This window comes from Burkholderia sp. KJ006 (assembly GCF_000262695.1).
Classification (GTDB): Bacteria; Pseudomonadota; Gammaproteobacteria; order Burkholderiales; family Burkholderiaceae; genus Burkholderia; species Burkholderia vietnamiensis.
On the sequence record NC_017921.1, the window covers coordinates 1,728,923 to 1,754,146 of the forward strand.

The following is a 25,224-nucleotide window of genomic DNA, read 5'->3' on the forward strand; positions in this document are numbered from 1 at the left end:
GTCACGCGAGCGGCCGCCCCCGTTCCCCTGGGCAACGACATCAGAACCGGTGATTCACCCGCACATACGCGGACTGCGCCGACACATGACTCGTGTCGATCGTCGCATCGAACCCGAGCGATACGGTGGTCGTCTTCGCGGCCTGCAGCGTGACGCTGGCGCCCGTGGTCAGGAACGAACGCGGCAGGTCGGTGCCCGGCGCGGCGAACACGGTGCCGTCCTGGCTCTGCACCTGCACGACGCGGCTGCCGCGCAGCACCTCGTGCGCATAGCCGACGCGAAGCTGCACGTCGAGCGACCGCATGGCATCGCCGAACGCCTTGTCGAGCGACACGCCCACATAAGGCTGAAGGCTGCGCGCGTTGTCGGGGCCGACGTTCAGGTTCTGCCCGTTCGCGCCGCTCTCGCCGAAGCCGCTGCCGCGCACGTACGCATACCGCAGCCCGACGTGCGGCGTGAAGCGCAAACCGCCCGCCTCCATCGGCAGGCTCGCCTGCGTCGCCGCGGTGAACTCGTGGCCGAGATGGTCGCCTTCGGCCGTACCCGCGCTGCCGAACGGCCGCTTCTGCGACAGGAAATCGAGTCCGTAGCCGAGCGTGGCCGACAGGTTGACGGCACCGACCGGCTGCGCGCCGTACAGCGCGACGCGCAGCGTGTCGATGGCGCCCGATGCACCGGTCGTGTCTTCGCCGAGCGTGGTGTGCGTGTAGCCGCCGGCCCCACCGACCGTCGCGCCGCCGAGCCGTCCCTGCGCGCCCGCGAGGAACCCGTACGCGTGCGTGAGGAAGCCGGGCGCGCCGCCCGTGCCGCCCACCTTGGTGCTCGAACCGCTGGCGACGGCCCATACGTTGCGGGAGCCCGCCGGGTCGTCCTGTGGGCCGGCGAGACGGCCGAGCAGCGTCGAGCTGGCGTCCTGCGCCTGCAGCAATGCGGTCGTGCCGAGCGCCGTGTAGATCGACGTCTTGGTCGGCGCGATGACCGTCGGGCCGGTCGGCGTGCCAGGGCCGCCCGGCTCCGCGAGCAGCAGATCGACCGCGTTCGCGCCGTAGTCCACCGACGGCTGCAACGCGCCGAGATTCGCGCCGGCCGTGGTCGCGCCGATGTTCGCGAAACGGCCGGTCACGCCGTTGGCCGCGCTGAGCACCGTGTAGCGGCGCGCGGTATAGGTGCCGGGATCGAACAGGACGGCCAACGAACCGCCGAGCGTCGCCGCGCCGCCTACGCGCAGCTGCGACGCTTCGGTGGGGCTGACCTCGATCGACAGCGTGCCGCTCGCCGCCTGCGCATAGTTGCCGCCGACGGACAGCGTTCCGATCGAGCCGCCCGGCGCCACGACGCCACTGCTGCTGACGTCGCCCGCTACCGTGCCGTGGCCGCGCAACGTGCCGAGTGCATTCACCACGACATTGCCGCCCAGCACCGCCCCGGAATTCGCCGCGTCGCCGACGGCCATCGTGCCGCCCGCCACCGTCGTCGTCCCGGAGAACGCGGTGCTGACGCCGTTCAGCGTCAGCGTGCCCGCGCCTTGTTTGACGAGGCCGCCGGTGCCGACGAGGCTGCCGCCGAAGGTCTGCGACGAGTCGTCGGACAGCGTGAGCGCGCTGCCGCCGAGCATCACGCGACTGCCCGTCACGCCGGACAGATGCGCGACCGTCTGGCTGCCGGCCGCGGACAGGTCGAGCGCGGCCGTCGAGCCGGCGAGCGTGACCGACGTGGACGACGCGAGCTGGCCGGCGCCGGACAACGCGAGCGTGCCCGCGTCGACCATCGTCGCCCCGGTGTAGGTGTTCACGCCGGACAGCGTTTGCGTACCGCCCGCGACCGTCAGCCCGCCCGTGCCGTTGACGGTCCCGCCGAACGTGCCGGCCGCATTGGCGAGCGTCAGCGTGCGAGCGCCGAGCGAAACGGTACCCGTGCCGGTGAGCGCATTGATCGTGGCGCCGGAGGTCGTCGCCGAAATATCGAACGTACCGTTGTTGACGACGCCGCTGGACGCCACAAGGCTACCCGACCCGGTCAACGCCAGCGTGCCGACATTGATCGACGTCGCACCGGTGTAGCCGTTGGCACCCGATAGCGTCTGCGTGCCGCCCGCGATCGTCAGTCCGCCGCTGCCGTTGATGGTTCCACCGAACGTGCCGGCGGCGTTCGCGAGCGTCAGCGTGCGGCCGCCGAGCGCGACCGTGCCCGTACCGGTAAGCGCATTGATCGCGGCCCCGGAGGTGGTGCCGGAGATGTCGAACGTACCGTCGTTGACGATCCCGCTCGATGCCGCGAGGCTGCCCGAACCGGTCAACGCCAGCGTGCCGGCATTGATCGAGGTTGCACCGGTGTAGCCATTGGCACCCGACAAGGTCTGCGTGCCGCCCGTGACCGTCAACCCGCCCGTGCCGTTGATGGCGCCGCCGAACGTGCCGGCCGCATTGGCGAGCGTCAGCGTCCGGCCGCCGAGCGCGACCGTACCCGTGCCGGTGAGCGCATTGATCGCGGCCCCGGAGGTCGTCGTCGAAATATCGAACGTACCGTTGTTGACGATGCCGCTGGACGCGGCAAGGCTGCCCGAGCCGGTCAACGCCAGCGTGCCGGCATTGATCGACGTTGCACCGGTGTAGCCGTTGGCGCCCGACAGCGTCTGCGTACCGCCCGCGACCGTCAGTCCGCCGCTGCCGTTGATGGCGCCGCCGAACGTGCCGACCGCATTCGTGAGCGTCAGCGTGCGAGCGCCGAGCGCAACGGCGCCCGTGCCGGTGAGTGCATTGATCGCGGCCCCGGAGGTCGTCGCCGAAATATCGAACGTGCCATTGTTGACGACGCCGCCGGACACAGCGACGCTGCCCGATCCGCTCAACGCCAGCGTGCCGGCATTGATCGAGGTTGCACCGGTGTAGACGTTGGTACCCGACAGCGTCTGCGTCCCGCCCGCAATCGTCAGCCCGCCGCTGCCGCCGATGGTGCCGCCGAACGTGCCGGCCGCATTGGCCAGCGTCAGTGTCTGGCCACCGAGCGCGACCGTGCCTGAGCCGGTGAGCGCATTGATCGTGGCGCCGGAAGTCGTCGCCGAGATGTCGAAGGTGCCGTCGTTGACGATCCCGCTCGATGCCGCAACGCTGCCCGCCCCGCTCAACGCCAGCGTGCCGGCATTGATCGACGTTGCACCGGCGTAGCCATTGGCGCCTGACAGCGTCTGCGTGCCGCCCGCAACCGTCAGCCCGCCCGTGCCGCCGATGGTTCCGCCGAACGTCCCGGCCGCGTTGGCCAGCGTCAGCGTCTGGCCGCCGAGCGCGACCGTGCCCGAGCCGGTGAGCGCATTGATCGCGGCGCCGGCGGTCGTCGCCGAAATATCGAACGTGCCGTTGTTGACGACGCCGCTGGACCCCGCAATGCTGCCCGCGCCAATCAACGCGAGCGTGCCGGCGTTGATGTTGGTGCTGCCCGCATAGCCTGCGGCGCCGGAGATCGCGAGCGTGCCGCTGCCCGCCTGTACGATGCTGCCCGTGCCGCTGATGGTGCCGCCATACGCGACCGTGTCGCTGCGGTTGAACGCCAACGTGCCGTTGTTGACGATGTCGCCGGCGACGGAGCCGGTGGTCCCTCCATTGCCGATCTGCAACGTGCCGGCGTTGATCGTGGTGCCGCCGGTATAGGTGTTCTCGCCCGTGAGCGTGATCGTTCGGCTCCCGCTCACGGCCACGCCGCCGGCCCCGGATACCACGCCCGACACCACGAGGTTGGTCGTGGTCGAATCGAAGGTCACGCGGGATGCCGCATCGCCGAGCGTGATCTGGTTGGACAGCGTGAGCCCCGCGGAGCCCGCGGTGATCTTGGTCGCCGCCCCCGCCAACACCTCGATGTCACCGACGATGTTGGACCCGGTGACCAACTGCAGCGTGTTGTTCGTGCCGTTGAACTGGATCGCTGCGGCCCGCGTCACGCCGTCGGCGTACAAGCCGCCCGCGATCGTGCCGCCGTTGACGATGACACTGGTGCCGTTCACGATGATGCCGGCTCCCGCGGCCCCGCCATTGCCGGCGCCGCCGGTGATCGTGCCGACGTTGGTCAGCACGGTGAACCCGCTCGCCAGGTTGACGCCCGCGCCGCTGGCGCCGGCCGTGCTCGCGCCCCCGCCGCCGGCCCCGCCCACGCCGCCGACGATGGTGCCGATGTTGGTCACCTGCGAGCCGCTGCCGAGCGTGAGCAACCCGTCGCCACCGCCGCCGCCGCCGCCGGCGAAGCCACCGCCGCCGCCGTTGCCGCCGTTCCCGCCGATCAGCGTGCCCTGGTTCGACACGTCGGCCGCGGGCGTCACCATGACCAACGCCGCGCCGCCGCCGCCACCACCGCCGCCGTTCGACACCGGTCCCGACGTGCCGGCCCCGCCATTGCCGCCGGTGCCGCCCTGCACCGTCACGCCGCTGTTGACCGTCACGCTGGTGCCGGTCGAATACACACCCGCGCCGCCACCACCGCCACCGCCGGCGAAGTTGAAGCCGTCGAACGCCTGACCTGCGCCGCCCTGCACGTTCGCGTTGATTACCACATCGCCGGCGAGCGCCGCGGCAGGGGCTCCGCCCGGGCCGCCCTGGCCGCTGTCGTTCATCGCGCCGGTGCCGCCTGTCCCGCCCGACGTGGCGCCGCCCGGAATCTGGACCGTGTTGGGGCCGCTCAGCGTAGATGCACCGCCGCCGCCGCCGTTACCGCTGCCCCCGTTGCCGCTGCGGTCAGGGGTGCCGCTGCCGCCCGCGGCGCTGCAATTAGCGATGGTGCTGGGCGCACATGTGACGGCCCAGGCCGGGACGGCCGCGCCGGCCAAACCCAGCGACACGCCAATGGAAACGATGGAAGCGCAGCGGCGCGCGGGTGTGGCGCCATGGCTGGCGTCGACCCCGCCGTGGGATGCTTTGGTGTGCTCGGATACCACTTGCGGAGCGCGCAAGCTGCGGCTCCAGACCAGCCGGTAAACGCGGTTCATGTCGGTCCCCTCGGTGCGTAGACGCATGGGCCGGGCGTTGGTCCAGGAGACGCTGGACCGATGGCGCGACGGACCCGTTCTAGTTGAATTTCTTCTGTTGCGCGCCGGTCCGCGGATACTGATTTTTCTGGCCCATCGGTCGGGCGCACGCGCGCGCAATATAACATCTGCGCGCCGATTATTGCCTGGTGGTTACGAAAAACGCGCCGCTTCGCGGAGGCACGTCGTTTGCTCCCGTGCGGCGGCGAGCGAGCCGCTTTCGCGCGTCGTCGGGCGTGCGAATCGATGGTCGCGGCAACGATGCACGGCGGGCGCTGCGCAGCGCCTGCGGCGCGCCCGTCACACGGCCCTTCCCGCCCGCTGCGATCACTTACAATTCGTCCGGTTCGATCGTCGCTGCAGGTTCCGTTCTTGCAGCCCTCACACCGCGACACACGCGCCGTGTCTCGTTGCGCCTACAACTGAATACCAGCCATGCCGGATTTCCGTTCTTTGCCTCGCACGACATTCGAGGCTGTCGCGTCACCGCAGGCGTCGCGTGCCGCCGGCGGCCGGCCGGCGCGCGTCTTTGCCGCGCCGTGCGCCCGAACACGCGATGGACGCCGCACGAACGCGCATGCCGTCGCGATCGCGCCGCGCCGGCGCGCGCCGGCCGACGGAGCAACGCGATGAGCAAGCTCCTGTACGACAGCACCGGCGACATCGTCGCGCTCGCGACGCTCGCGGTGCTTTACCTCGGCGGCGTCGGGCTCGCGCTGTGGCGAATTCGCGCGGCCGCGCCGCGCGGCAAGCTCTACTGGATCGTCTGTATCGCGCTGCTGGCCGGCGGCGCCGTGGCGATCACGCAAAACCTGTCGCCGGAGCACGACCACGGGGAAATGCCGCCCGGTTTCGCGCTCGGCGTCGAAGCGGTGCTGCTCGGGCTCGCACTCGTTGCCGCCGGTTGCGCTTGGGTGATGTTGCGGGGGCGTCGCGGTTGATATCTGCGGTGTCAGCCGCGCGTCCGTCACGCGTGAACGACGATGCATATGCCGGGCAGCGCTGAGCTGCGGATGCGTCATGCAGACGGCGCCCGTGCGGTGACGAGCCAGCACGCGGCATCGAAAATCAGGTCCGTGCCCTGCACGTAGCGATCGGGCGTCGCGGCTGATACCGGCGGTGTCATCCGCATATCCGTCACGCGTGAGCGACGACGCATATGCCTGGCAGCGCTGCCCCGTGGCCGCCTCACGCAGACGGCGCCCGTGCCGTGACCAGCCAGCACGCTGCATCGAAGCGCAGATCCGTGCCCTGCACGTAGCGATCGAACGCGCCGCGCACTTCGTCGAGCACACGCTGCCGCGTCGCAACATCCACCTGCCGCAGCGCCAACCCGACCGGGCCCAGCCGCGCGACGTAGTCGTCCAGCGCGGCCGTCGGCAACGCGCACGCGACATCGACCGGCTCGACCGCGAGGTCGGCCCAGCCGCTGTCCGACAGCACCGACACGACGCGCTGCCGGTCGCCGAACGCGAACTGCCCGGGCGCGCCCGGCTGGCGCGCAGGCAGATCGGCCAGCAACGGCGCGGCGGCGCGTTCGGCCGTCGTCATCAACGGATTGTCGGCCGCGGCGCGCCAGGCGACGAACCGCAGTTGCGCGTTCGCGCGCGCCGCATGCCGCAGGTTGGTGAACGCGCGAACCGGATCGTCGAAGAACATGACGCCGAAACGCGACACGATCAGATCGAAGCGCTCGCGTGCAAACCGATGCGTCTGCGCGTCGGCATGCACGAATTCGGCAGCGACGCCGTCGCGCTCGGCCCGCCCGCGTGCCGCGGCGATCATCCGCGCCGAAATGTCGACGCCCGTGCACTGCGCGTCCTTCGCGAGCCGTCGCGCGATCGCGAGCGTGACCGCGCCGGTCCCGCATCCGACGTCGAGCACGCCATGCGCGGACGTGGCTGCCGCCGCGTCCGCGAGCAGCGTCTCGAACGGCTCGAACATCCGGTCGAGCGTGCGCTGCGCCTCGACCCATGCGAGCCCGGACGGGCCGTTCCATAGCGCGCTCTGTGCTTCGTTGGGGCGGCTGTCTGTCATCATCGTCATCCTTTGCGCTGCAGCGTTGATCGGAATCGCGACTATGCTGCTTCAAGCCGGCTTGAAGTCAAGGCTGCGCTCGCCGACCGTTCATATTTCTTACATTCGCGCTGCGTATCGTTGACGGCTTTCCTACGGTGCCTTCCATGCCACGACTGCTCTCATCCGCGCTGTTCGCGCGCTGCGCCGCGCTCGCCGCGGTCGCCCTGTCCGCGTGCTCGAACCACATCGACTCGCCCGCCGACCCCGCGAGCGCCGCGATCAACGTCCAGGCCGCATGGGTCGAGATCGGCGACGCGAACCAGGCGATCGCACGCGTGATCACCAACTACAGCCCGGCTTCCGCGAGCGATCCGGTGTGTCCGCAACTATCGGTCGACGGCAAGCAGTCGCGCATGACGCTGCGCGCCGGCGCCGCGACCGTCGCGCAACGGCCGACGGCCAGCGACCCGGCCGACTCGAAGCCGTCGAGCTTCCCCGTGTCGGTTTGCGAGGCGACGTTGCCGGCCGATGCGCAGGCGGCGAGCGTCGCGGGCCGCACGCTGCCGCTGCCGAAGGCGCAACCCCAGCGCGTCGCGATCATCGCCGATACCGGCTGCCGGATGAAGAAGGCCGACAACGCATGGCAGGCGTGCAACGACGCGACCGTCTGGCCGTTCGACACGATCGCGGCGAGCGTCGCGAAGCTGTCGCCGGACCTGGTGCTGCACGTGGGCGACTACCACTATCGCGAGAACGCTTGCCCGCCGGACATCGCCGGCTGCAAGGACAGCCCATGGGGTTACGGCTGGGATGCGTGGCAGGCCGACCTGTTCCGCCCGGCCGCCCCGCTGTTCGCCAAGGCGCCGTGGGTGGTCGTGCGCGGCAACCACGAGGAATGCGCGCGCGCGGGACAGGGCTGGTATCGCTTCCTCGATCCGCGCCCGCATACCGCGACGCGCACGTGCGACGATCCGGCCAACGACGCCGACGCGAACTACTCCGAGCCGTACGCGGTATCGCTCGGCGGCGGCACGCAGGTGATCGTGTTCGACAGCGCGAAGGTCGGGCGCAATCCGCTGAAGACGACCGACGCGCAATTTCGCATCTACCAGAAGCAGTTTCAGTCGGTGGCGTCGCTCGCCTCGAAGGCGGGGATGTCGACGACGATCTTCACGAACCATCATCCGATCCTCGCGTTCGCGCCGATCGCGGGCAGCACGCCGGCGCCGGGCAACCTCGCGCTGCAGTCGGTGATGGCGAGCCTGAACGCGCAGGCGTACTACCCGCCCGGCATCCATGTCGCGCTGCACGGCCACGTGCACGACTTCCAGGCCATCAACTTCTCGTCGGGACATCCGGCGACGATCGTGTCGGGCAACGGCGGCGACAACCTCGACGTCGCGCTGCCCGATCCGTTCCCGGCCGGCCTCACGCCTGCACCGGGCGCCGTGATCGAACGGCTGTCGCACAACAACAGCTTTGGCTTCCTGATCATGGAGCGGCGCCCGGCGCCCGCGACGGGCTGGCTGTTCCATGCCTATTCGGCGGCCGGCAAGCTGCTCGCGTCGTGCAGCCAGTCGGGCACGACGCTCGCCTGCGACAAGACCGGATTCATCACGCCGTGATCGACGCGATTCGAGCGACGGGTCGTTCGCCGAGGGATTGCGGCGAGGTGCTCGTGCGGCGCGCGGTTATGGTCGGATCGGCGGGCGCATATGGGTGGGCGAACGGCGCAGTCGCCGGTCCGGCGACTGCCTCGACTTCCAGCGTCGGCAGCCGGACGATACGCATGGCCGCTGCAGCGGCACTCGTTGGGATCGCCCTATCGGCGGCGCCGTCGACGCGGGCCGCACCGCCGGAAACGACGCTGCTGGCGGGCGCACCGCCGTCGCGCGTGGTCGGCACGATCGGCGACGGCACACCGCAGGTGGCGGGCAAGATCGATGCGGCTACCGCCCGTTTCGCGCCCGACCCGACGCTCGTCGCGCTCGGCCGTCGGATCTTCTTCGATTCGCGGCTGTCCGAGCCGCGCGGCATGTCGTGCGCGGGCTGCCACGATCCGGCGCGCGCATTCGCGCCGACGCTGTCGGCCGCCGCACTCGCGGGGCCCGGCGTGCCGGAAGGCAGCCGCCCGGGCCGCTTCAGCCGGCGCAACGCGCCGTCGCTGCTGTATGTGCGCTACGTGCCGCGCCGCCACTTCTACCAGGACGACGACGCGCCGGCGCCGGCGCCGTTCGGTGGGCTGTTCGACGACGGCCGCGCGGATACGCTCGCCGAACAGATCCGCGGGCCGCTGTTCGATCCGAACGAAATGAACAACCGGTCGCCGGCCGCGCTGCTGCGCAAGGTTGACGGCACCGAACTGGCCGGCGATCTCGCCGCGAGGTTCGGCGCGTCGGTGCGGCGCGATCCCGAACGGCTGGTGCAGGCGCTCGGGTCGGCGATGGAGGCTTATCTGCAGAGCGATGAAATGGCGCCGTTCACGTCGCGCTTCGACGCGTTTCTGCGCACGCGTGCGCCGCTTGCTCCGGCCGAGATGCGCGGCCTGGCGCTGTTTCGCAATCCCGACAAGGGCAACTGCATGAGTTGCCATACGCTGTCGGAGACGTCCAGCCGGCCGGAGCGCTCGCTGTTCACCGATTTCGGCTACGACGCGATTGCGGTGTCGCGCAACCGGGCGCTCGCCGCGAACCGCGATCCGCGGCATTTCGACAACGGACTGTGCGACACCGCCGCGCGCCTGCGCTGGCCGGAGCCGACGCAATGGTGCGGCTACCTGCGCACGCCGGGGCTGCGCAACGTCGCGGTCAAGCAGACGTTCATGCACAACGGCGTGTTCCGCACGCTGCGCGACGCCGTCGCGTTCTACAACACGCGCTCGACCGACCCTGCGTTCTGGTATCACGGCGCACGGACGTTCGACGACGTGCCGGTGGCCTATCGCGGCAACATCAACGTCAATTCGACGCCGCTGAATCGTCGGCCGGGCACGCCGCCGGCGCTGACCGACGCCGAGATCGACGACATCGTCGCCTTCCTCGGCACGCTCACCGATGCGCGCTATGCGGAACTCGTGCCGCGGGGCGGTTCCGATGGAGTGGCCCGGGGCGCGGCGCGGACGCGCTGAGTGGGGGGGATGGGCGCGTATGGGCGCGCGGGCTCGCCGGAGCCCGCGTACCGTTGCCTTGTCGCGCGAGGTTGTCGAAGCGAACCTGGCGGGAAGGCGCGGGGCGAACGGGGTGTCTGCACGTTGGGCGGTTGCTTCGCGTTGTAGTGCCTCGGATGCGACGGCCAAGGGGGCGAGAGTCGCTGCGCACGCGGTCTACCGTGTCGTCGGCGAGTGATTCATCTCGCGTATCGGCAGAGCTTTTTAAACGACCTCAACACACCAGATTCCGAACCTGTCCGCATTTTTGTGGGCGAGGCGGTTGAACAGCGCGTTATCCGCGCGCCTGCGTGAATCGCTCGCCAAACAGGATAGCAAACTGGTTCATCGCTGATTTCCAGTCGAAGGCGGCCCGCACGGTCTTGGCCAGCACGTTGCGCAGCGCCAGCCAGAGCAGCTTGATCGCGGCCTCGTCATTCGGGAAGTGACCACGAGTCTTGATGATCTTGCGCAACTGCATGTTCAGACTTTCAATGGCGTTCGTTGTGTAGACAACTCGTCGAATCTCCGGCGGAAACACGAAGAACGGTATGACGTGCTCCCATGCACGCTGCCACGACTGCACGATGGTCGGGTACTTCGCGCCCCAAGGGCCGTCAGCGAAGTCTTGCAGTGCCTGCCTTGCCGCCTCCTCGCTGGCGGCCGCGTAGACCGGGCGCAGCGCTGCGGCGAGCGCCTTACGGTCCTTGTAGCTGGCGTATTCGAGATTGTTGCGGATCAGATGCACGATGCAGGTCTGAACGGTCGTGCGGGGATAGGCTGCGCTGATGGCCTCGGCCAGCCCCTTCAGGCCATCGACGACGGCGATCAGGATGTCCTGACAGCCACGCGTCTTGAGTTCGTTGAACACCTTGAGCCAGAACTTGGCGCCCTCGGTCTGCTCGATCCAGAGGCCCAGCACGTCGCGCTGGCCGTCGGCCTGGATGCCCAGGGCCAGATAGACGGCTTTGTTGCTGACCACACCATCGTCACGGATCTTGACCCGCAGGGCATCGAAGAACACCACCGGATACATCGTTTCGAGCGGGCGGCTCTGCCAAGTCAGCGCTTCGGCCATCACCTCGTCGGTGACCGAGCTGATGAAATCGGGAGATACCTCGGTGCCGTAACTCTCGGCCAGAAAGGCCTGAATCTCGCGCACACTCATGCCGCGAGCGTACATCGCGATGATGCGTTCGTCGAAGCCGGTGAAGCGGCGCTCGTGCTTGGGAATCAGGATCGGCTCGAAGCTGCCGTCGCGATCGCGGGGGACTTCGACCCGAACCGGGCCACGATCGGTGATGACCGTCTTGCCGCTGGCGCCATTGCGCTCGTTGGCCTGACCGGGCGGCTTGGACTGGCCTGGTCGGTAGCCCAAATGCAGATTCATCTCGGCGCCCATCGCGCGCTCGATGACTGCCTTGTTGAACGCCAGCATCAGGTCCTGAACCTCGGCCGGCGTCATCGGCCCCTTGACCAACTGGTCCAGCAGTTCCTTGGGCAGTTCAGGCAGCGGCCCGCGGGCCGCTGCCTGACGCGCTACAGTTTGCCTTTTCTTCTTCATTGGCATATCCATGACTTTTACACCTCATGATATGCCCCGCCCACGAAATCACGGATAGGTCCCAGATTCCTGACGGGCCCAATGCCCCGCGAGAAGATCAACTGATTCTTCAAAAGAACGATATAGCGGCCCTCGGCAATATTGAGACGAATTGCGGAGCCACGCGACTACGATTCGCTTTTTCCGCGAGGGCCAAATAATGAAAAGAAGAATCGCGTCTGTGGGCGACACGCTATCCAGTGGCGGCACTGTCCTACCGGCAGACGGGCCGCCAATGATCTTCATGGGCCACCAAGTCGCCCTGATTGGCGGTCAAGCATTTTGCACAGCGTGTGAAAGCAACGGCGTCATTGCCAAGTCCGGGGGACACTACCGCATACGGTTCATAGCGGAGGTCGCGCTGGACGGCGACATCGTACTGTGCAGATGCCCGCGGCCGCCGCGTATTATTGCGGCGCTCAGCGGTGAGTCATGGTGCGATGACGACCCGGGCGGTAGCGGGCAGCACAGCTACTCCCGTTTCGCTGCTGGTGATGTTGCCGCAGCCGGGACCGTAGCGCCCCCTTTGGCCGATGCCTACGACGAGCAAGTGAAGGTGACTGCTGATGCTCCGGAAGGCTACCCTTACTACGTTGAAACAACGGAAGGTCGTATGTTTCAAGGGCAACTCGACGCAAGCGGCATGCTACCGCGCATCCATACCGGCCATAACCCAAATGACTACACGGTCTACTGGGGAGACGATGCTATCGCCAAGCAAAACGAGGCTTAACAATGCCGAACAAACCGCTGAAGATTCGCTCGAACAATACGCCTGATTCAGTCAAGCCGGTCCAGTTGAAATCGATCACGTTTCAGGCGCTTTGGAACGCCTATCCAGGCAAAGATCCATACGACGACCCGACGGGTCAATACGAGAATCAATGTGCCATCCGCATGAGCGTCACCTTTCACAATATCGGAAGCGATATGAAGTCGTTTTCGCAGAAGGTCGTGAAGCCCATGCCAGGGAAGAAAGAGTTGGGCCGTCTCATACTCAACGGCAAGGCTACGGCGACCCCCGCCTATGAGCTGGCCGAGTGGTTGAAATTGCAACCGTTCTTGGGACTGGGCAAACCGGAGAACATCACTGGCACGGATTGACAGAGCACGGTAAAAGGTCGAACGGGCATCATCTACTTTTTCGGTTACTGGCGACAAGAAGGCGATTCCTCCGACAGCACCCTGACGGGCGGACACATCGACTTGTGGAACAAGGACACGTTGACCCCCAACTGGGCGTCGTTTCTTCGGTTCCGCGTGGGTATGTCCTCCATGCCGAACCCGTTGTCGTGGTTGCGAGGTCGAAGAGACAACGCGTTCTCCGATCTGGCCAACTCGAAAGAAATCCTTTTTTGGGAAGTGAAATGAAACGTACAGGGCTCGCGTTGTCGGGGTTCGTGTGGGGTTTGCTGGTCACATGGACGTCCGGCTATACATTCAGCCATATGCACTGGCCCGCGCCTCCGTCACATTTCACGGGCTGTAACGATCTCGAGCATTGTGGCTCTCATGCCGCCTTTTTTCTGACGACGCTAGGACTGCTGCTTTGGCCGGCGCTCTTGTTCTGCGCGTTGAATGCAGTCGCCTATAAGCGATGGTCGAGTCGGAAATGGGGCGTTGTATTTGCCGTCGTGACGCTCTTCGCCGTGTTGTTCTATCTCGGCACTTACGCCGTACCTTCGTTGGGCCTCTTCGGCTGAGGGCGAGGACTATCCGAAAGTCACCTGGGTCGGGTTGCGACGTGCCAGAGCGCCCATGCCAGACGCGCTCTGACCACTACCACCTTGAAGAAGCCATACCGCGTCAAGGCGGTCATTTGCTCAGCAGTTCCCTAACCATCGGTCTATCGCCGCGTCGACCAGGGAACGCTGAAACTTGTCACGCTGCGAGAGCGCTAGCGGCATCAGCGTCGAAAGCGTCGAGGTGATGATGGCCTGCAACGGACGCCGCTCAACTGCCCCTTTCGCGCTCCTACAGCGCGGCCCTTCCTGCCACCTCCCGCACCTCCTAAGCCCCACATAGCTCGTCATTGCACTTGACAACCCGCTTCGCCCCAAATACTGTATGGATAACCAGCTGTATAACCAACCAGTATTGGCGGCACCGGCACGAAGCACGCGCCACCGTCGGCAGGACTGGTTGTCGGCTCCGGGTCCGGCGTAGCGTTGCATCGCGGCCGGCCCGGTCGATCGACGAGAACACCCGGAGAGCCTTATGCAACAAGGGTCCCTGTTTAAAGCGGAACATCTGGTCCGTATCGTCAACGACACCGATCGGCAAGTGCTCGCCTGGCTGCGTGCACAGGTCGGCGACGCCCGCGTCGAGCGCGCGGCGCGCCAGCTCGGCCATACGCGCAAGCCGTTTCCGTCCGCGCTTTGCCGCTATCTGGGCGTGAGCGCGCCGGCAACGCTGCGCCAGCCCGAGCGGTCGCGTGTCGCGCGCGACTTCTCCGTCGGCGATCGCTATCTGTCGCTGATCCGTCAGCACCTCGCCACGCATACGGTCGGTCGATGAACGCGCCGAAGTCATACCGGTGGCGCAGCGTCGCACGGCGCGCGACCGGCGCAAGCACGACCCGCCATATCGGCCGCCCCGTCCCGCCGTCGCGGCAAACGGGCGCGGAAGGCTACGCCCGTGCCGAGCCGGCGCCCGCGCTTACGCAGCGGCCGCCGCATCGCGTATCAATCGGCCAAGCGTTTGGATCGCCTCTTCGTGCGCCGCATCGAATACCCGCGTGCAGGCAAGCCGAATGTACGCGTCGAAGCGGTCGGAATTCGAGAAGATCGAACCCGGCGCAATCCGTATCCCTTGGGCCAGCGCCACGTCGAACAAGGCTTCGGAATGCACGCCGTCCGGCAGCGCGATCCACAGAAGCATGCCGCCCGGCGGGCGGTTCATTCTCGTGCCTGAAGGAAAATGCCGCGCGATCGCATCGATCGTCACGTCGCGCTGCACGCGAAGCTGTTCGCGGAACCGGTGCAGATGGCGATCGAACGCGCCGGAGCCGACGAACTCGGCCGCGACGGCCTGCAGCAACGCCGCGTTGTGCCGGCTGTGCGCGAACTTGAGCATCTTCACGCGCGCGTGCCAGCGGCCCGCACTGATCCAGCCGAGCCGCATGCCGGGCGCAAGCACCTTGTTGAACGACGGACAGTAGATCACCGTGCCGTCGCGATCCCAGGCCTTGACGGGCTTCACCGCGTGCGGCGCCTCGACGAGTTCGCGGTACGGTTCGTCTTCGATCACGGCAACGCCGTGTCGCGAGCACAGCGCGACCAGCGCGGCCTTGCGCTCGTCCGGCATCACGCTGCCGAGCGGGTTCTGCAGATTCGGCACGACCACCACGGCGCGGATGTCCGGATACGCGGTCAGCGCCACGTCGAGCGCTTCGATCGACAGCCCGGTCGTCGGGCTCGCCGGAATCTCGAGCGCGCGCAGCCCGAGGCTCTCGAGCATCTGGATCAGGCCGAAGAAGGCCGGCGATTCGATCGCGATCGTGTCGCCGGGCTGCGCGACCGCACGCAGCGCGAGATTCACCGCGTCGACACCGCCGCTCGTCGACATCACGTCGTCCGGCGCGACGGTCACGCCGTAAGACAGCGCGCGTCGGGCCATCGTCTGCCGGAATTCGGGCGACCCGCCCACCGGCCCCGCATCGGTCAGCAGCGTCGGCTTGCGCCGCAGCAGCCGGATCGCGAGCGCCTGCAGCGGCTCGGCCGGATAGAGCGTCGCCGACGCGGAGGCACCACCGAGGTTCAGCGCATCGGACGCCGCATTGCCGCGATCGATTACGCGCGACACGCGCTCGTGCAGCCCCGCGAACGGCGGCGCGACACTCAGCGGCGGCGCTTCGGTTTCCGGCAACGTGCCGAGCGCCGCCGCGGCGCGGCGTCGCACGAAATAGCCCGAGCGCGGCTTCGCCTCGCACCAGCCCGTATCCTCGAGCCGCCGGAACGTCTGGATCGCGGTCGACAAACTCACCGCATGTTGCGCCATGAACGCGCGGACCGACGGCATCCGGTCGCCGGGCGACAGTGTGCCGGCCGCAATGATGCGGCGGTAATGCTCGGCGAGCCGCTCATAGAGCGGTGCGCCGGTCATCGGCAAGGGCGTGCGGGACGGGGCGTCGATGGGCGTCATGCGAGCGATCGTGCCCGCGCGCCTTCCCGGGCGCCAGATACAGATGTCAGGAAAACCCACCGATACAGCGCGACCAAATCGCCGTCTGCACCGCAACAGATCGCGGCTCGCTGAATCTGTCCCGCTCGCACGCGTTTTCTTAATCTTGTCTCACGCTATCGTCCCGCCGTCGCGGGGCCGCGGAACCTGGAAAACGACTCGCCATGCGCACGGAACATATCCGGCTCGACGCCGGGCAAAGCCACTTTGCGTGGTTCGACAAAGGCAGCCGGATCGTCGTGCTCGACGGCGCGCTCGCGGTCACTTGGCGCCACGGCGGTCTCGACTGGCTGCCCGAGACGCCGCCGTACATGCGCCGCGTGCTCGACGAAGGCGAATGCATGGCGATCGACACGGCCGGCCACCTGATGTTGTCCGCTGACGGCTCGCGGCCGAGCGGCGCGAGCATCGCGCCACCTGCGCCGCGGCCCGGTGTGTTCGCGATGTTGCAAGCATGGCTGCGGCGGTGCGTGGCGCAGGCGCTCGGCGCGCGTCATGCGCGGGAACGGCCTTAAAGGCGGCCGCCTCGTCACGACCCCGTACGCCCTGTTGCCGCGTGCCCTCGGCGTTTCGCGCCGTCTGCCGTCTGCCGTGTCACCGTGCGTCCGTGCACCTGCAGAAGCAATTCAAACGAGCGACCCCACCGCTGTCACCGCCCAGCGATGAACACCGCCCGACCCCGCCCGCTCCCCGCCTCCCTGCCACTAAGCGTTCCGCCGCCGCTCGATCCATTCGAACAACACAATCCCGACCAGCATCGCGGCAACGAACGCGCTGCCCTTGAGCGAGCCGAACCCGACCGATACGATCGCCGGCCCCGGGCAGAATCCGGCCAGCCCCCAGCCGATGCCGAACACGGCGCTGCCCGCGACGAGCCGCACCGTAATCGCCCGCGCAGCCGGCAACTGGATCGGCAAGCCGAGCAGCGATAGCGTGCGGCGCTTCGCCCATGCGAACGCGAACACGGCAACGCCGATCGCGCCGGCCATCACGAACGCGAGCGACGGATCCCAGCGACCGGCCAAATCGAGAAAACCGAGCACTTTTTCCGGATTCGCCATCCCGGACACGATGAGCCCCGCGCCGAACAGCAGTCCCGCCAGAAACGCAAATCCTGCCTGCATGTCAGCCTCCGAGCACGTGCCTGCGCACGAATACGGTCGCGAAACCCGCCACCATGAACACCGCCGTCGCGACGATCGATCTGACCGCGCCGCGCGACAACCCGCACACCCCGTGACCGCTCGTACATCCACCCGCATAGCGCGTGCCGATGCCGACCAGCAACCCGGCCGCCAGCAGTTCGCCCCAGCCGGCATTGACCTGCGGCATCGCGCCGCTGCCGGCGACGCGCATCATCAGCGGCGCGGCGATCAACCCGGCGACGAATGCGGCGCGCCACGCGCGCTCGCCGCCGCGGGCCGTGAGCAGCCCCCCGACGATGCCGCTGATCCCCGCGATACGCCCGTTGAACGCGACGAGCCACGCGGCGGCAAGTCCGATCAGCACACCACCGGCAAGCGATAGCGCCGGCGTGAAATGAAACGTATCAATCTGCATGACGCCTCCTCGTCGCGGCCGGGCCGCAGAATTGTTCATAGAGCACACCCATCACCGCGATCGCGGCCGGGCTGTCGAGTGAGTAGTGAATGTTCTTGCCTTCGCGACGCGTTTGGACGAGCGCGTTGTCGCGCAACACGCCGAGTTGCTGCGACAGCGTCGGCTGCCGAATGTCGAGCCGCGCTTCGAGATCGCTCACACAGCGCTCGCCCTGCGACAGTTCGCACAGCAGCAGCAGCCGGTCGGGATTGGACAGCACCCTGAGCAACGCGCACGCCGACTCGGCGGCGGCGCGCATTTCGTCGGGCTCGGGCAGGCCTGCGGCGGAATCGTCGTTCATCGGTACCCTCACTACGATTTCAGTTCGAATATTATATCGTTTTATATATTGTTTGTCGGCAGTGCGCTCGCGCGGCACTCGGCCGCAGCGAGACGGAAAAGGCAAACGGAGGGATGTGCGGCGCGACAACTGCGCTGCGCCGCGCCGCGTGCTGCTTCGCTGCGACGGCTCAGACGCCGTCGCAGGACGCCGTATCGGTATCGTCGAGCATCAGCGTGCCGACCCGCGCGGGCACGAGCGGCGTGCGCGGCGCGGGCGGCGTCCAGCCGAACAGCGCGTGCGCGGCCGCGCCGCACACGCGGCCCTGGCACGCGCCCATCCCGCAGCGCGTCTGCAGCTTCGCGGCCGTCCAGCCGTGGGCCGGCGCGACAGCGTCGTAGCGCACGTCCTCGCAACGGCACAGCAACGTATCGGGCCGTGCGAGCCGGCGAATCGGCTCGCGGATCGCAAAGCGCTCGCGCACCGCATCCGCGAATGCCTGCCAGCGCGCGCGCTGTTCGACCAGCGCGGCGAGCGGCGCCGTCTGCCCGATCGCCGCATGACCGGCGATTTCGCCTTCGACCATCGCCAGCTCGCTGCCGCCGACGCCCGTACATTCGCCCGCCGCGAAACAGCCGTCGCGGCTCGTGCGCTGGTGCGCGTCCACCACGACCGCGCCGTGCTCGATCCGGCAGCCGAGATGGCTCGGCAACACGGTGTTCGGCACGAGCCCGAAGCCGCACGCGAGCCGATCGCAGTCGACCTCGTACTCGCGCTCGCCCTGCCGGATCCGCACGCGCTCGAGCCGTTGGTCGCCGAACGCTTCGACGACGTACGCATCCGGCCGATAGACGGCCGTGGCGAGCTTCGCGGCCTGCGCGAGCTTCGACGGCCAGCGCCACAGCCCTGCGCCGAAGCCGGCGACATCGCGCCACGCGGCCTGTTCGAGCACGTGCGACACCCGCGCGCCGGCGTGCCGGGCCGTCGCCGCGCTCGCGAGCAGCAGCGGGCCACTGCCGGCGATCACGATGCGCTGTCCGCGCACGTCGAGGCCGTATTTGATCAGCGCCTGCAGGCCGCCCGCGCCGGTTACGCCGGGCAGCGTCCAGCCGGGGAACGGCAGCAGCAGCTCGCGCGCGCCGCTACAGACGATCAGCGTGCGGAATTCCAGCAGCAAGCCGCGCTCGTCGTCCTCGAGCAGCAGCGTGCCCGGCTGCGTTTCGGCGACGATCCGCGTAGCTGCGAGATGCGTGACGTTCGGCCGGCGCAGCACCGCGAGACGTTCGGCGGCGGCCGGCGCCGGCGTCGCGTCGACTGCCTGGCGCCAGATCTGCCCGCCGGCGCGCGGGTTGTCGTCGACGATCGCGACCGTCGCGCCGCTGCGCGCGGCGGCGCCCGCGGCCGACAACCCGGCCGGCCCCGCGCCGACGATCGCGACGTCGACGCTCAGTCGTTCCTGTTTCATCGCGTGCGCTCCACCCGCATCCCGTCGCGGCACAGCGTCTGGCAAGCCAGCCGGCGCCGGCCGTCGATCGTCATCCTGCACTCCTGGCAGATTCCCATGCCGCAAAACGGCGCACGCGCGGCGCCCGTGCACGACACGCGCGTCGTATCGTCGCCGCTCGCCGCGACGGCGGCCGCGACGGTCGCGCCGTCGGCCACGGTCAGCGCGCGGCCGTCCAGATGAATGATCATGAAGAATGCGCTCCGGCTACGGGGGACGTCGCGAGAAAACGTCCCGGCAAATACGGTTCGATGTCGATGGGCGGCCGCTCGCCGGTCATCGCCGCGGCGACGAGCCGGGCGCTGCCCGGCGCGGTCGTCACGCCGAGCCCTTCGTGCCCGACCGCGAGCCACACGCCCGGCCGCGCCGGATGCTCGCCGAGCAGCGGCAGGCCATCGGGGCTCGCCGAACGGAAGCCCGTCCATGCGCGAATGCCGTTCAAGTCGGCCAGCTCCGGCAGATAGCCGGCCGCGCGGCGCAGCATCCGCGCGAGCACCGGCGGCTCGACGCGCGCGTCGTCGGTGTCGAACTGGCGCGACGAGCCGATCAGCAACTGGCCGGTCGGCCGAGGCTGCACGTTGAACGCGACCGACGTGCCGTCGCTCGCGTGCGCGCTCGCCGCATAGCCGAGCTCGACGAGCTGGTGCGACACGCGGCCGGGATAGCGGTCGGTGATCAACAGGTGGCCCTTCTTCGGGCGCAACGGCAGTTCGGGCAACAGCGCGCGTGCAGCGACGCCGTTGGCGACCACCACGCGCTGCGCGCGCAGCGTGTCGCCGCTCGCGAGCGTCACGCTCGCGCCGTCGACCGCCACCGCGCGATCGCGGCGCAACGCGACGCCCGGCGCGCGCTGCAGCAGCCAGCTGGCTGCGACGGGCGCATAGAGAATCGCATCGCCGGGGATCTTCAGCGCGCCGCCGAGGCCCGCGCGCAGCATCGGCTCGAGCCGCGCGAGCGTCGCCGCGTCGATCAGCTCGCCGGCCACGCCGTGCGCGGCGAGCGTCGCCTGCTTCGCGCGCGCGAGATCCATCTCGTTCGCGTCGGCCGCGAGCCACAGCGTGCCGCAGTTGCGGTACGCGCAGCCCTGCGGCATCTGGTCGGCGAGCGCGCGCCACAGCCCGATCGAATAATGGCTCAGCGCGAGCTCGGCCGCGTTGTCGTCCATCGCGACGAGATGGCCCATGCCGGCGCCGGTCGCGCCGCCGCTGGCGTCGTCGACCACCAGCACACGCAGCCCGCGCTGCGCCAGCTCGTGCGCACATGCCGCGCCGACGATGCCGGCGCCGATCACCACGACGTCGGTCGTCGTCCCGCTCACGACACGATGCCCCAGCCGAACGGATCGTCTTCGTCGATCAACAGCGTCGCTTCCGCGCTCAGGTGAGCGCTGCCGCGAATCGTCGGCACGATGCCGCCGTCGGCGAGCGCATAGCTCGCATGGAACACGCTGCCGATCACGCTCGCCTGCCGCCACACGACGCCCGGTTCGAGCTTGCCGTCGGCCGCGAGGCACGCGAGCTTCGCGCTCGTGCCGGTGCCGCACGGCGAGCGATCGTACGCATGGCCGGGACACAGCACGAAGCTGCGGCTGTCGTGCTCGGGGTCGTCGGCGAACAGTTCGATATGGTCGATCTCGCCGCCGTTCGCGCCGGTGATGCCGGCGCGCTCGAGCCCCGCGCGCACCGCCGACGAATACGCGGTCAGCGCCGCGACGTTGTCGCCGGCGACGCGCTGGCCGTGCTCGCTGATCAGGAAGAACCAGTTGCCGCCCCAGGCGATGTCGCCCTTCACCGGGCCGTAACCCGGCACGTCGACCTCGACCGCCTTCGCATGGCGATACGCGAGCACGTTGCGCACGCTGACCGACAGGTCGTCGTGCAGCGTCGCCTCGACGGTGCCCACCGGCGTCTCGATCAGATGCACGCCCGGCCCGATGCGGCCCATGTGATGCAGCGTGCGCACGACGCCGATCGTGCCGTGCCCGCACATCCCGAGGTAGCCGCTGTTGTTGAAGAAGATCACGCCGGCCGCCGCGTCGGGCGACACGGGCTCGCACAGCAGCGCGCCGACCAGCACGTCGCTGCCGCGCGGCTCGAGGATGCAGGCGGTGCGGTAGCGATCGTGCTCGCGCGCGAGCACGTCGCGACGCTCGGCCATCGTGCCGTTGCCGAGCGAAGGAAAGCCGGACACGACGAGCCGCGTGGGTTCGCCGCCCGTGTGCGAATCGATGATCTGAATGCGCTTCATCATGAGCCGTCCGAGATGGGAAAGGAGCATAGCTTCCTCCGTCGCGCGTCGGCCCGCTTGTGGGTTTTCGATGAGGCCGACGACGAAATCGGCACAGCGTCGGGCGCCGCCCGGACGCGCGCCGCGCATTGTGCCGATTTCGTCATTCCGCTCCGCGATACGGCTCAAGCGTGATGGGCGTCGGCACGGCGATACTGGTTGCAGGTCGCCGCGCCGGTCGTCGATCGAGATGCCGCAGGCGTGCGCAGTGCGCCGGGACGTCGGCCACAAGCGACGGACTTCGCGCCGCGCCCGGCAGCCGGCCGGTGCGCGGGCGGCGCTACGCCGCTTTCGTCACGGCGCAGCGCGCCGGCCGTGCGTCATTGGTCAGCGGTCATCGGGCGAACCGCCGAATGTGCGGGGCAGGTGCGTGCCGGCAGCGCGGCGGCGGCACACCGCCGCTTCGCCATTTGCGTGCCCGGCATCGCCGGCGCCGAGCCCGTTCGCCGCAGCGCGCCGCGCGCGGCGCATGAATGGCCGGCGCCCCCGCCGCTCGTCCGGACCGGCCGCCACCCGCACCGGCCCCGGCCCCGGCCCCGATACATCCCAGGAGACGCACCCATGCCAGCGCAACGCAACGCCCATCCGCCCGTCCCGTTGTCCCGATCCGCGGCGGCTTCGGCGGCATCGGCCGGCTCGCGCATCCGTACGACACGGCGGTCGTCGCGGCCGTCGCGCTCGTCCTCCATTACTGGGGCGCCCGCACCGGCATCCGTGCCGACGAGCTGCAGCTCGACGACGACGAAGGCTGACGCCCCGCTTTCCGCTTCTATCCGCCCCTTCCCACTCCGGCCGCACGCAGTGCGCGCGGCGCCGCATTTTCCAAGGAACCCCATGCAACTCACAGGCCAGCTCCTGATCGGCCAGACGGCCGTCGCCGGACGGAACGGCACCTTTCACGCGATCGCCGCCGCGACCGGCGAGCCGCTCGCGCCCGCATTCGGCGGCGCGAGCCCGCACGACCTCGACACGGCCTGTGCGCTCGCCGACGCCGCCTTCGACACCTATCGCGACACGCATCCCGAGCAACGCGCCGCGTTTCTCGAGGCGATCGGCCGCAACATCGTCGCGCTCGGCGACGAGCTGATCGAACGCTGCGTCGTCGAAACCGGGCTGCCGCGCGCGCGCATCGAAGGCGAGCGCGGCCGCACGGTCGGCCAGCTCGCGCTGTTCGCGGCGCTGCTGCGTGACGGCGCTTACATCGATGCGCGCATCGACCCCGCGCGCCCCGAGCGCAAGCCGCTGCCGCGCGTGGACCTACGGCTGCGCAACGTCGCGATCGGCCCGGTGGCCGTGTTCGGCGCGTCGAACTTCCCGCTCGCGTTCTCGGTGGCGGGCGGCGACACCGCGTCGGCGCTGGCCGCCGGCTGCCCGGTGATCGTCAAGGCGCACTCGGCGCATCCGGGCACGTCCGAGCTCGTCGGCCGCGCGATCCAGCAGGCCGTGCGCGACTGCACGCTGCCGGCCGGCGTGTTCTCGCTGCTGTTCGACGCGTCGCGCGAGATCGGTCAGGCGCTCGTCGCCGACGCGCGCATCAAGGCGGTCGGCTTTACCGGCTCGCGCGGCGGCGGCGTCGCGCTGATGCACATCGCGGCCGTGCGCCACGAGCCGATTCCCGTCTATGCGGAAATGAGCTCGATCAACCCGGTGCTGCTGTGCCCGGCCGCGCTCGCCACGCGCCACGATGCGATCGCGACGCAGTTCGTCGCGTCGCTCACGCTCGGCGCCGGCCAGTTCTGCACGAACCCCGGCCTGGTGCTCGCGATCGACGGCCCGGCCCTGCGTGCGTTCGAGGGCGCGGCGGTCACCGCCATCCAGGCGAGCGCCGCGCAGACGATGCTGACGCCGCACATGCATGCGAGCTACACGCGCGGCGTGATCGCGCAGCGCGCGCACGGCGCGGTCGAGCTGCTTGCGGAAGGCGCCGAGGGCGGCCGCTATCAGGCGCGCGCCGCGCTGTTCGCGACGTCGGCCGACGCGTTCGTCGCGCACCCCGAATTGCGCAACGAAGTGTTCGGCCCCGCGTCGCTGATCGTGCGCTGCCCGGACGCCGATACGCTGCATCGCGTGCTGAAGTCGCTCGAAGGCCAGTTGACGATCGCCGCGCACATCGCCGATGACGACGCGCCACTGTTCGCCGCGCTGCGCCCGACGCTCGAGCGCAAGGCCGGCCGCATTCTGGTCAACGGCTTCGGCACGGGCGTCGAGGTCGGCCACGCGATGGTGCACGGCGGCCCGTTCCCGGCGACGTCCGACACGCGCACCACGTCGGTCGGCGCGCGCGCGATCGAGCGGTTCCTGCGGCCGGTGTCGTATCAGGACGTGCCCGACGCACTGCTGCCCGACGCGCTCCGCGACCGCAACCCGCTGAACGTGCCGCAACGCATCGACGGCGTGCCGGTGCCGCGGGCAGCGCGCGATGTCTGAGCCGCGCGCCGACGTCGTGCTGGCGCTCGACGACGTCCATGCACTCGCGCTGCGGGTGCTGATACACCACGGGATGTCGCTTGCGCACGCGCATGCGATCGCCGACGTCATCACGCAGGGCCAGCGCGACGAGTGCCACTCGCACGGCGTGTATCGGCTGCTCGTATGCGTGCGCACGCTGAAGAAAGGCAAGGTCGATCCGCGCGCCGTGCCGACGCTGCGACGCCCGTCGTCGTCGATCGTCGCGCTCGACGCGCATCGCGGCTTCTCGCTGCTGAGCTTCAAGACGGGGCTGCCGGTGCTCGTCGGGATGGCGAAGCAACACGGCATCGCGGCGATGGCGATCAACAACTGCTACCACTTCTCGGCGCTGTGGCCCGAGGTCGAAGCGATCGCCGCCGAGGGGCTGGCCGGCATCGCGATGAACCCGAGCCACAGCTGGGTCGCGCCGGAAGGCGGCCGCGAACCGGTGTTCGGCACGAATCCGATCGCGTTCGCTTGGCCGCGCCCGGGCGGACTGCCGTTCGTGTTCGACTTCGCGACCAGCGCGATCGCGCGCGGCGACATCGAGCTGCACGCGAAACGGGGCGACGCGATCCCGCCGCACTGGGCGATCGACGCCGACGGCCAGCCAACCACCGATCCGCACGCCGCCCTGCGGGGCGCGATGCGCACGTTCGGCGGGCACAAGGGCTCGGCGCTCGCGGCGATGGTCGAGCTGCTCGGCGGCGCGCTGATCGGCGACCTGACGAGTCAGGAGTCGCTGGCGTTCGACGGCGGCGTCGGCGCCACGCCGTGCCACGGCGAGCTCGTGGTCGCGTTCGACCCGAAGGTGTTCCTCGGCGACGACCTCGACGCGGGTCTCTCGCGCGGCGAACGGCTGTTCGACGCGATCACCGCGCAAGGGGCGCGACTGCCGTCGCAGCGGCGCTTCGACGCCCGTGCGCGCAGCATCGCGCACGGCGTGCGGATTCCGCGGGCGCTGTACGACGAGATTCTCGCGCTGGTCGAGTGAGGCGTGGCGGTGCGGGCCGGCCTACACGGCCTGCCCTGCGCGCCGCGGCCCGCGGCCGCTCATCGCCGATGGAATGGCCAAACCCAGCGCCCCACCACCCGCTCCCACGGCCGGCGCACGCCCGGCGGCTGTGGGATAATTGCCCCGTTTGCCCAG

21 protein-coding genes and 1 pseudogene are annotated in these 25,224 nt (G+C 69.2%); 11 read left to right on the top strand and 11 right to left on the bottom strand.

Going from position 1 to position 25,224, the window contains the following annotated elements; translation table 11 throughout:
* Positions 1 to 40: 40 nt before the first annotated feature.
* Positions 41 to 4,969 (bottom strand): autotransporter-associated beta strand repeat-containing protein, encoded by a 4,929-nt coding sequence (locus MYA_RS21635; RefSeq protein WP_041494161.1) that lies wholly within the window; start codon positions 4,967 to 4,969, stop codon positions 41 to 43.
* A 668-nt stretch (positions 4,970 to 5,637) separates the two neighbouring features.
* Between MYA_RS21635 and MYA_RS21640 the strand changes: the two genes are divergently transcribed.
* Entirely contained in the window at positions 5,638 to 5,949 is a 312-nt protein-coding gene (locus MYA_RS21640) for a hypothetical protein (protein ID WP_041494299.1), read from the top strand.
* A 247-nt stretch (positions 5,950 to 6,196) separates the two neighbouring features.
* Here the strand turns inward: MYA_RS21640 and MYA_RS21645 are convergent, their stop codons facing one another.
* Entirely contained in the window at positions 6,197 to 7,045 is an 849-nt protein-coding gene (locus MYA_RS21645) for a class I SAM-dependent methyltransferase (protein WP_041494300.1), read from the bottom strand.
* A 146-nt stretch (positions 7,046 to 7,191) separates the two neighbouring features.
* On the opposite strand from MYA_RS21645, the gene MYA_RS21650 reads away from it, so the two are divergent.
* Positions 7,192 to 8,652: a metallophosphoesterase family protein gene (locus MYA_RS21650; RefSeq protein WP_014725060.1), complete on the top strand. Its 1,461-nt coding sequence runs from the start codon at positions 7,192 to 7,194 to the stop codon at positions 8,650 to 8,652.
* Positions 8,653 to 8,816: 164 nt separating this feature from the next.
* Positions 8,817 to 10,154 carry a cytochrome-c peroxidase gene (locus MYA_RS21655; RefSeq protein ID WP_014725061.1) on the top strand — a complete coding sequence of 446 codons (1,338 nt, stop codon included), beginning with the start codon at positions 8,817 to 8,819 and terminating at the stop codon, positions 10,152 to 10,154.
* A 313-nt stretch (positions 10,155 to 10,467) separates the two neighbouring features.
* Here MYA_RS21655 and MYA_RS21660 read toward each other — a convergent pair whose 3' ends face one another.
* Positions 10,468 to 11,742, bottom strand: a complete 1,275-nt coding sequence (locus MYA_RS21660) for an IS256 family transposase (RefSeq protein ID WP_443101904.1) — start codon at positions 11,740 to 11,742, stop codon at positions 10,468 to 10,470.
* A gap of 193 nt (positions 11,743 to 11,935) precedes the next feature.
* On the opposite strand from MYA_RS21660, the gene MYA_RS21665 reads away from it, so the two are divergent.
* The 4 genes and pseudogenes from MYA_RS21665 to MYA_RS21675 all read left to right on the top strand — a co-directional run bounded on the left by MYA_RS21665 (position 11,936) and on the right by MYA_RS21675 (position 14,292).
* The gene (locus tag MYA_RS21665; RefSeq protein WP_041494163.1) at positions 11,936 to 12,508 is read left to right on the top strand and encodes a PAAR domain-containing protein; all 573 of its coding nucleotides are present in this window, start codon (positions 11,936 to 11,938) and stop codon (positions 12,506 to 12,508) included.
* 2 nt (positions 12,509 to 12,510) lie between these two features.
* Positions 12,511 to 13,146, top strand: a pseudogene (locus MYA_RS21670) (type VI secretion system amidase effector protein Tae4).
* Entirely contained in the window at positions 13,143 to 13,478 is a 336-nt protein-coding gene (locus MYA_RS30165; RefSeq protein WP_083854911.1) for a hypothetical protein, read from the top strand. The pseudogene MYA_RS21670 and the gene MYA_RS30165 overlap by 4 nt, the downstream one beginning before the upstream one ends.
* Before the next feature lie 514 nt (positions 13,479 to 13,992).
* Positions 13,993 to 14,292 (top strand): hypothetical protein, encoded by a 300-nt coding sequence (locus MYA_RS21675; RefSeq protein ID WP_011881997.1) that lies wholly within the window; start codon positions 13,993 to 13,995, stop codon positions 14,290 to 14,292.
* A 141-nt stretch (positions 14,293 to 14,433) separates the two neighbouring features.
* Here the strand turns inward: MYA_RS21675 and MYA_RS21680 are convergent, their stop codons facing one another.
* Positions 14,434 to 15,918, bottom strand: a complete 1,485-nt coding sequence (locus MYA_RS21680) for an aminotransferase-like domain-containing protein (RefSeq protein ID WP_085954507.1) — start codon at positions 15,916 to 15,918, stop codon at positions 14,434 to 14,436.
* Between the two features lie 203 nt (positions 15,919 to 16,121).
* On the opposite strand from MYA_RS21680, the gene MYA_RS21685 reads away from it, so the two are divergent.
* Positions 16,122 to 16,472, top strand: coding sequence for a hypothetical protein (locus MYA_RS21685; protein ID WP_011881995.1), 351 nt, complete (start codon positions 16,122 to 16,124; stop codon positions 16,470 to 16,472).
* 189 nt (positions 16,473 to 16,661) lie between these two features.
* On the opposite strand, the gene MYA_RS21690 is transcribed toward MYA_RS21685, so the two are convergent.
* The 7 genes from MYA_RS21690 to MYA_RS21720 form a co-directional block, all read right to left on the bottom strand.
* Positions 16,662 to 17,081 carry a DUF6691 family protein gene (locus tag MYA_RS21690; protein WP_014725064.1) on the bottom strand — a complete coding sequence of 140 codons (420 nt, stop codon included), beginning with the start codon at positions 17,079 to 17,081 and terminating at the stop codon, positions 16,662 to 16,664.
* A 1-nt stretch (position 17,082) separates the two neighbouring features.
* On the bottom strand, positions 17,083 to 17,517 hold the full coding sequence (locus MYA_RS21695) for a YeeE/YedE family protein (protein WP_014725065.1): 435 nt from the start codon (positions 17,515 to 17,517) through the stop codon (positions 17,083 to 17,085).
* Complete coding sequence (locus MYA_RS21700) at positions 17,507 to 17,857, bottom strand: ArsR/SmtB family transcription factor (RefSeq protein ID WP_011881992.1); 351 nt, start codon at positions 17,855 to 17,857, stop codon at positions 17,507 to 17,509. The genes MYA_RS21695 and MYA_RS21700 overlap by 11 nt, the downstream gene beginning before the upstream one ends.
* A 169-nt stretch (positions 17,858 to 18,026) precedes the next feature.
* Entirely contained in the window at positions 18,027 to 19,301 is a 1,275-nt protein-coding gene (locus tag MYA_RS21705; RefSeq protein WP_014725066.1) for an NAD(P)/FAD-dependent oxidoreductase, read from the bottom strand.
* A complete protein-coding gene (locus MYA_RS21710) occupies positions 19,298 to 19,531 on the bottom strand; it encodes a 2Fe-2S iron-sulfur cluster-binding protein (protein WP_011658575.1) in 234 nt (77 codons plus the stop codon). Before MYA_RS21710 ends, MYA_RS21705 begins: the two co-directional genes overlap by 4 nt.
* On the bottom strand, positions 19,528 to 20,658 hold the full coding sequence (locus MYA_RS21715) for an NAD(P)/FAD-dependent oxidoreductase (RefSeq protein ID WP_014725067.1): 1,131 nt from the start codon (positions 20,656 to 20,658) through the stop codon (positions 19,528 to 19,530). Before MYA_RS21715 ends, MYA_RS21710 begins: the two co-directional genes overlap by 4 nt.
* Positions 20,655 to 21,587 (bottom strand): 4-hydroxyproline epimerase, encoded by a 933-nt coding sequence (locus tag MYA_RS21720; RefSeq protein ID WP_034193876.1) that lies wholly within the window; start codon positions 21,585 to 21,587, stop codon positions 20,655 to 20,657. Before MYA_RS21720 ends, MYA_RS21715 begins: the two co-directional genes overlap by 4 nt.
* A 512-nt stretch (positions 21,588 to 22,099) precedes the next feature.
* Between MYA_RS21720 and MYA_RS30170 the strand changes: the two genes are divergently transcribed.
* From MYA_RS30170 to MYA_RS21735, 3 genes are all read left to right on the top strand, one after another.
* A complete protein-coding gene (locus MYA_RS30170; protein WP_014725069.1) occupies positions 22,100 to 22,378 on the top strand; it encodes a hypothetical protein in 279 nt (92 codons plus the stop codon).
* Between the two features lie 82 nt (positions 22,379 to 22,460).
* Positions 22,461 to 24,053, top strand: coding sequence for an aldehyde dehydrogenase (NADP(+)) (locus tag MYA_RS21730; protein WP_011881988.1), 1,593 nt, complete (start codon positions 22,461 to 22,463; stop codon positions 24,051 to 24,053).
* On the top strand, positions 24,046 to 25,068 hold the full coding sequence (locus MYA_RS21735; RefSeq protein ID WP_014725070.1) for an Ldh family oxidoreductase: 1,023 nt from the start codon (positions 24,046 to 24,048) through the stop codon (positions 25,066 to 25,068). The genes MYA_RS21730 and MYA_RS21735 overlap by 8 nt, the downstream gene beginning before the upstream one ends.
* Positions 25,069 to 25,224 lie beyond the last annotated feature (156 nt).

Bases quoted from the DNA above. Each gene is read 5' to 3' on its own strand.
- MYA_RS21635 (WP_041494161.1), bottom strand. From the start codon at position 4,969: ATGAACCGCGTTTACCGGCTGGTCTGGAGCCGCAGCTTGCGCGCTCCG.
- MYA_RS21640 (WP_041494299.1), top strand. From the start codon at position 5,638: ATGAGCAAGCTCCTGTACGACAGCACCGGCGACATCGTCGCGCTCGCG.
- MYA_RS21645 (WP_041494300.1), bottom strand. From the start codon at position 7,045: ATGACAGACAGCCGCCCCAACGAAGCACAGAGCGCGCTATGGAACGGC.
- MYA_RS21650 (WP_014725060.1), top strand. From the start codon at position 7,192: ATGCCACGACTGCTCTCATCCGCGCTGTTCGCGCGCTGCGCCGCGCTC.
- MYA_RS21655 (WP_014725061.1), top strand. From the start codon at position 8,817: ATGGCCGCTGCAGCGGCACTCGTTGGGATCGCCCTATCGGCGGCGCCG.
- MYA_RS21660 (WP_443101904.1), bottom strand. From the start codon at position 11,742: ATGCCAATGAAGAAGAAAAGGCAAACTGTAGCGCGTCAGGCAGCGGCC.
- MYA_RS21665 (WP_041494163.1), top strand. From the start codon at position 11,936: ATGAAAAGAAGAATCGCGTCTGTGGGCGACACGCTATCCAGTGGCGGC.
- MYA_RS30165 (WP_083854911.1), top strand. From the start codon at position 13,143: ATGAAACGTACAGGGCTCGCGTTGTCGGGGTTCGTGTGGGGTTTGCTG.
- MYA_RS21675 (WP_011881997.1), top strand. From the start codon at position 13,993: ATGCAACAAGGGTCCCTGTTTAAAGCGGAACATCTGGTCCGTATCGTC.
- MYA_RS21680 (WP_085954507.1), bottom strand. From the start codon at position 15,918: ATGACGCCCATCGACGCCCCGTCCCGCACGCCCTTGCCGATGACCGGC.
- MYA_RS21685 (WP_011881995.1), top strand. From the start codon at position 16,122: ATGCGCACGGAACATATCCGGCTCGACGCCGGGCAAAGCCACTTTGCG.
- MYA_RS21690 (WP_014725064.1), bottom strand. From the start codon at position 17,081: ATGCAGGCAGGATTTGCGTTTCTGGCGGGACTGCTGTTCGGCGCGGGG.
- MYA_RS21695 (WP_014725065.1), bottom strand. From the start codon at position 17,517: ATGCAGATTGATACGTTTCATTTCACGCCGGCGCTATCGCTTGCCGGT.
- MYA_RS21700 (WP_011881992.1), bottom strand. From the start codon at position 17,857: ATGAACGACGATTCCGCCGCAGGCCTGCCCGAGCCCGACGAAATGCGC.
- MYA_RS21705 (WP_014725066.1), bottom strand. From the start codon at position 19,301: ATGAAACAGGAACGACTGAGCGTCGACGTCGCGATCGTCGGCGCGGGG.
- MYA_RS21710 (WP_011658575.1), bottom strand. From the start codon at position 19,531: ATGATCATTCATCTGGACGGCCGCGCGCTGACCGTGGCCGACGGCGCG.
- MYA_RS21720 (WP_034193876.1), bottom strand. From the start codon at position 21,587: ATGAAGCGCATTCAGATCATCGATTCGCACACGGGCGGCGAACCCACG.
- MYA_RS30170 (WP_014725069.1), top strand. From the start codon at position 22,100: ATGGCCGGCGCCCCCGCCGCTCGTCCGGACCGGCCGCCACCCGCACCG.
- MYA_RS21730 (WP_011881988.1), top strand. From the start codon at position 22,461: ATGCAACTCACAGGCCAGCTCCTGATCGGCCAGACGGCCGTCGCCGGA.
- MYA_RS21735 (WP_014725070.1), top strand. From the start codon at position 24,046: ATGTCTGAGCCGCGCGCCGACGTCGTGCTGGCGCTCGACGACGTCCAT.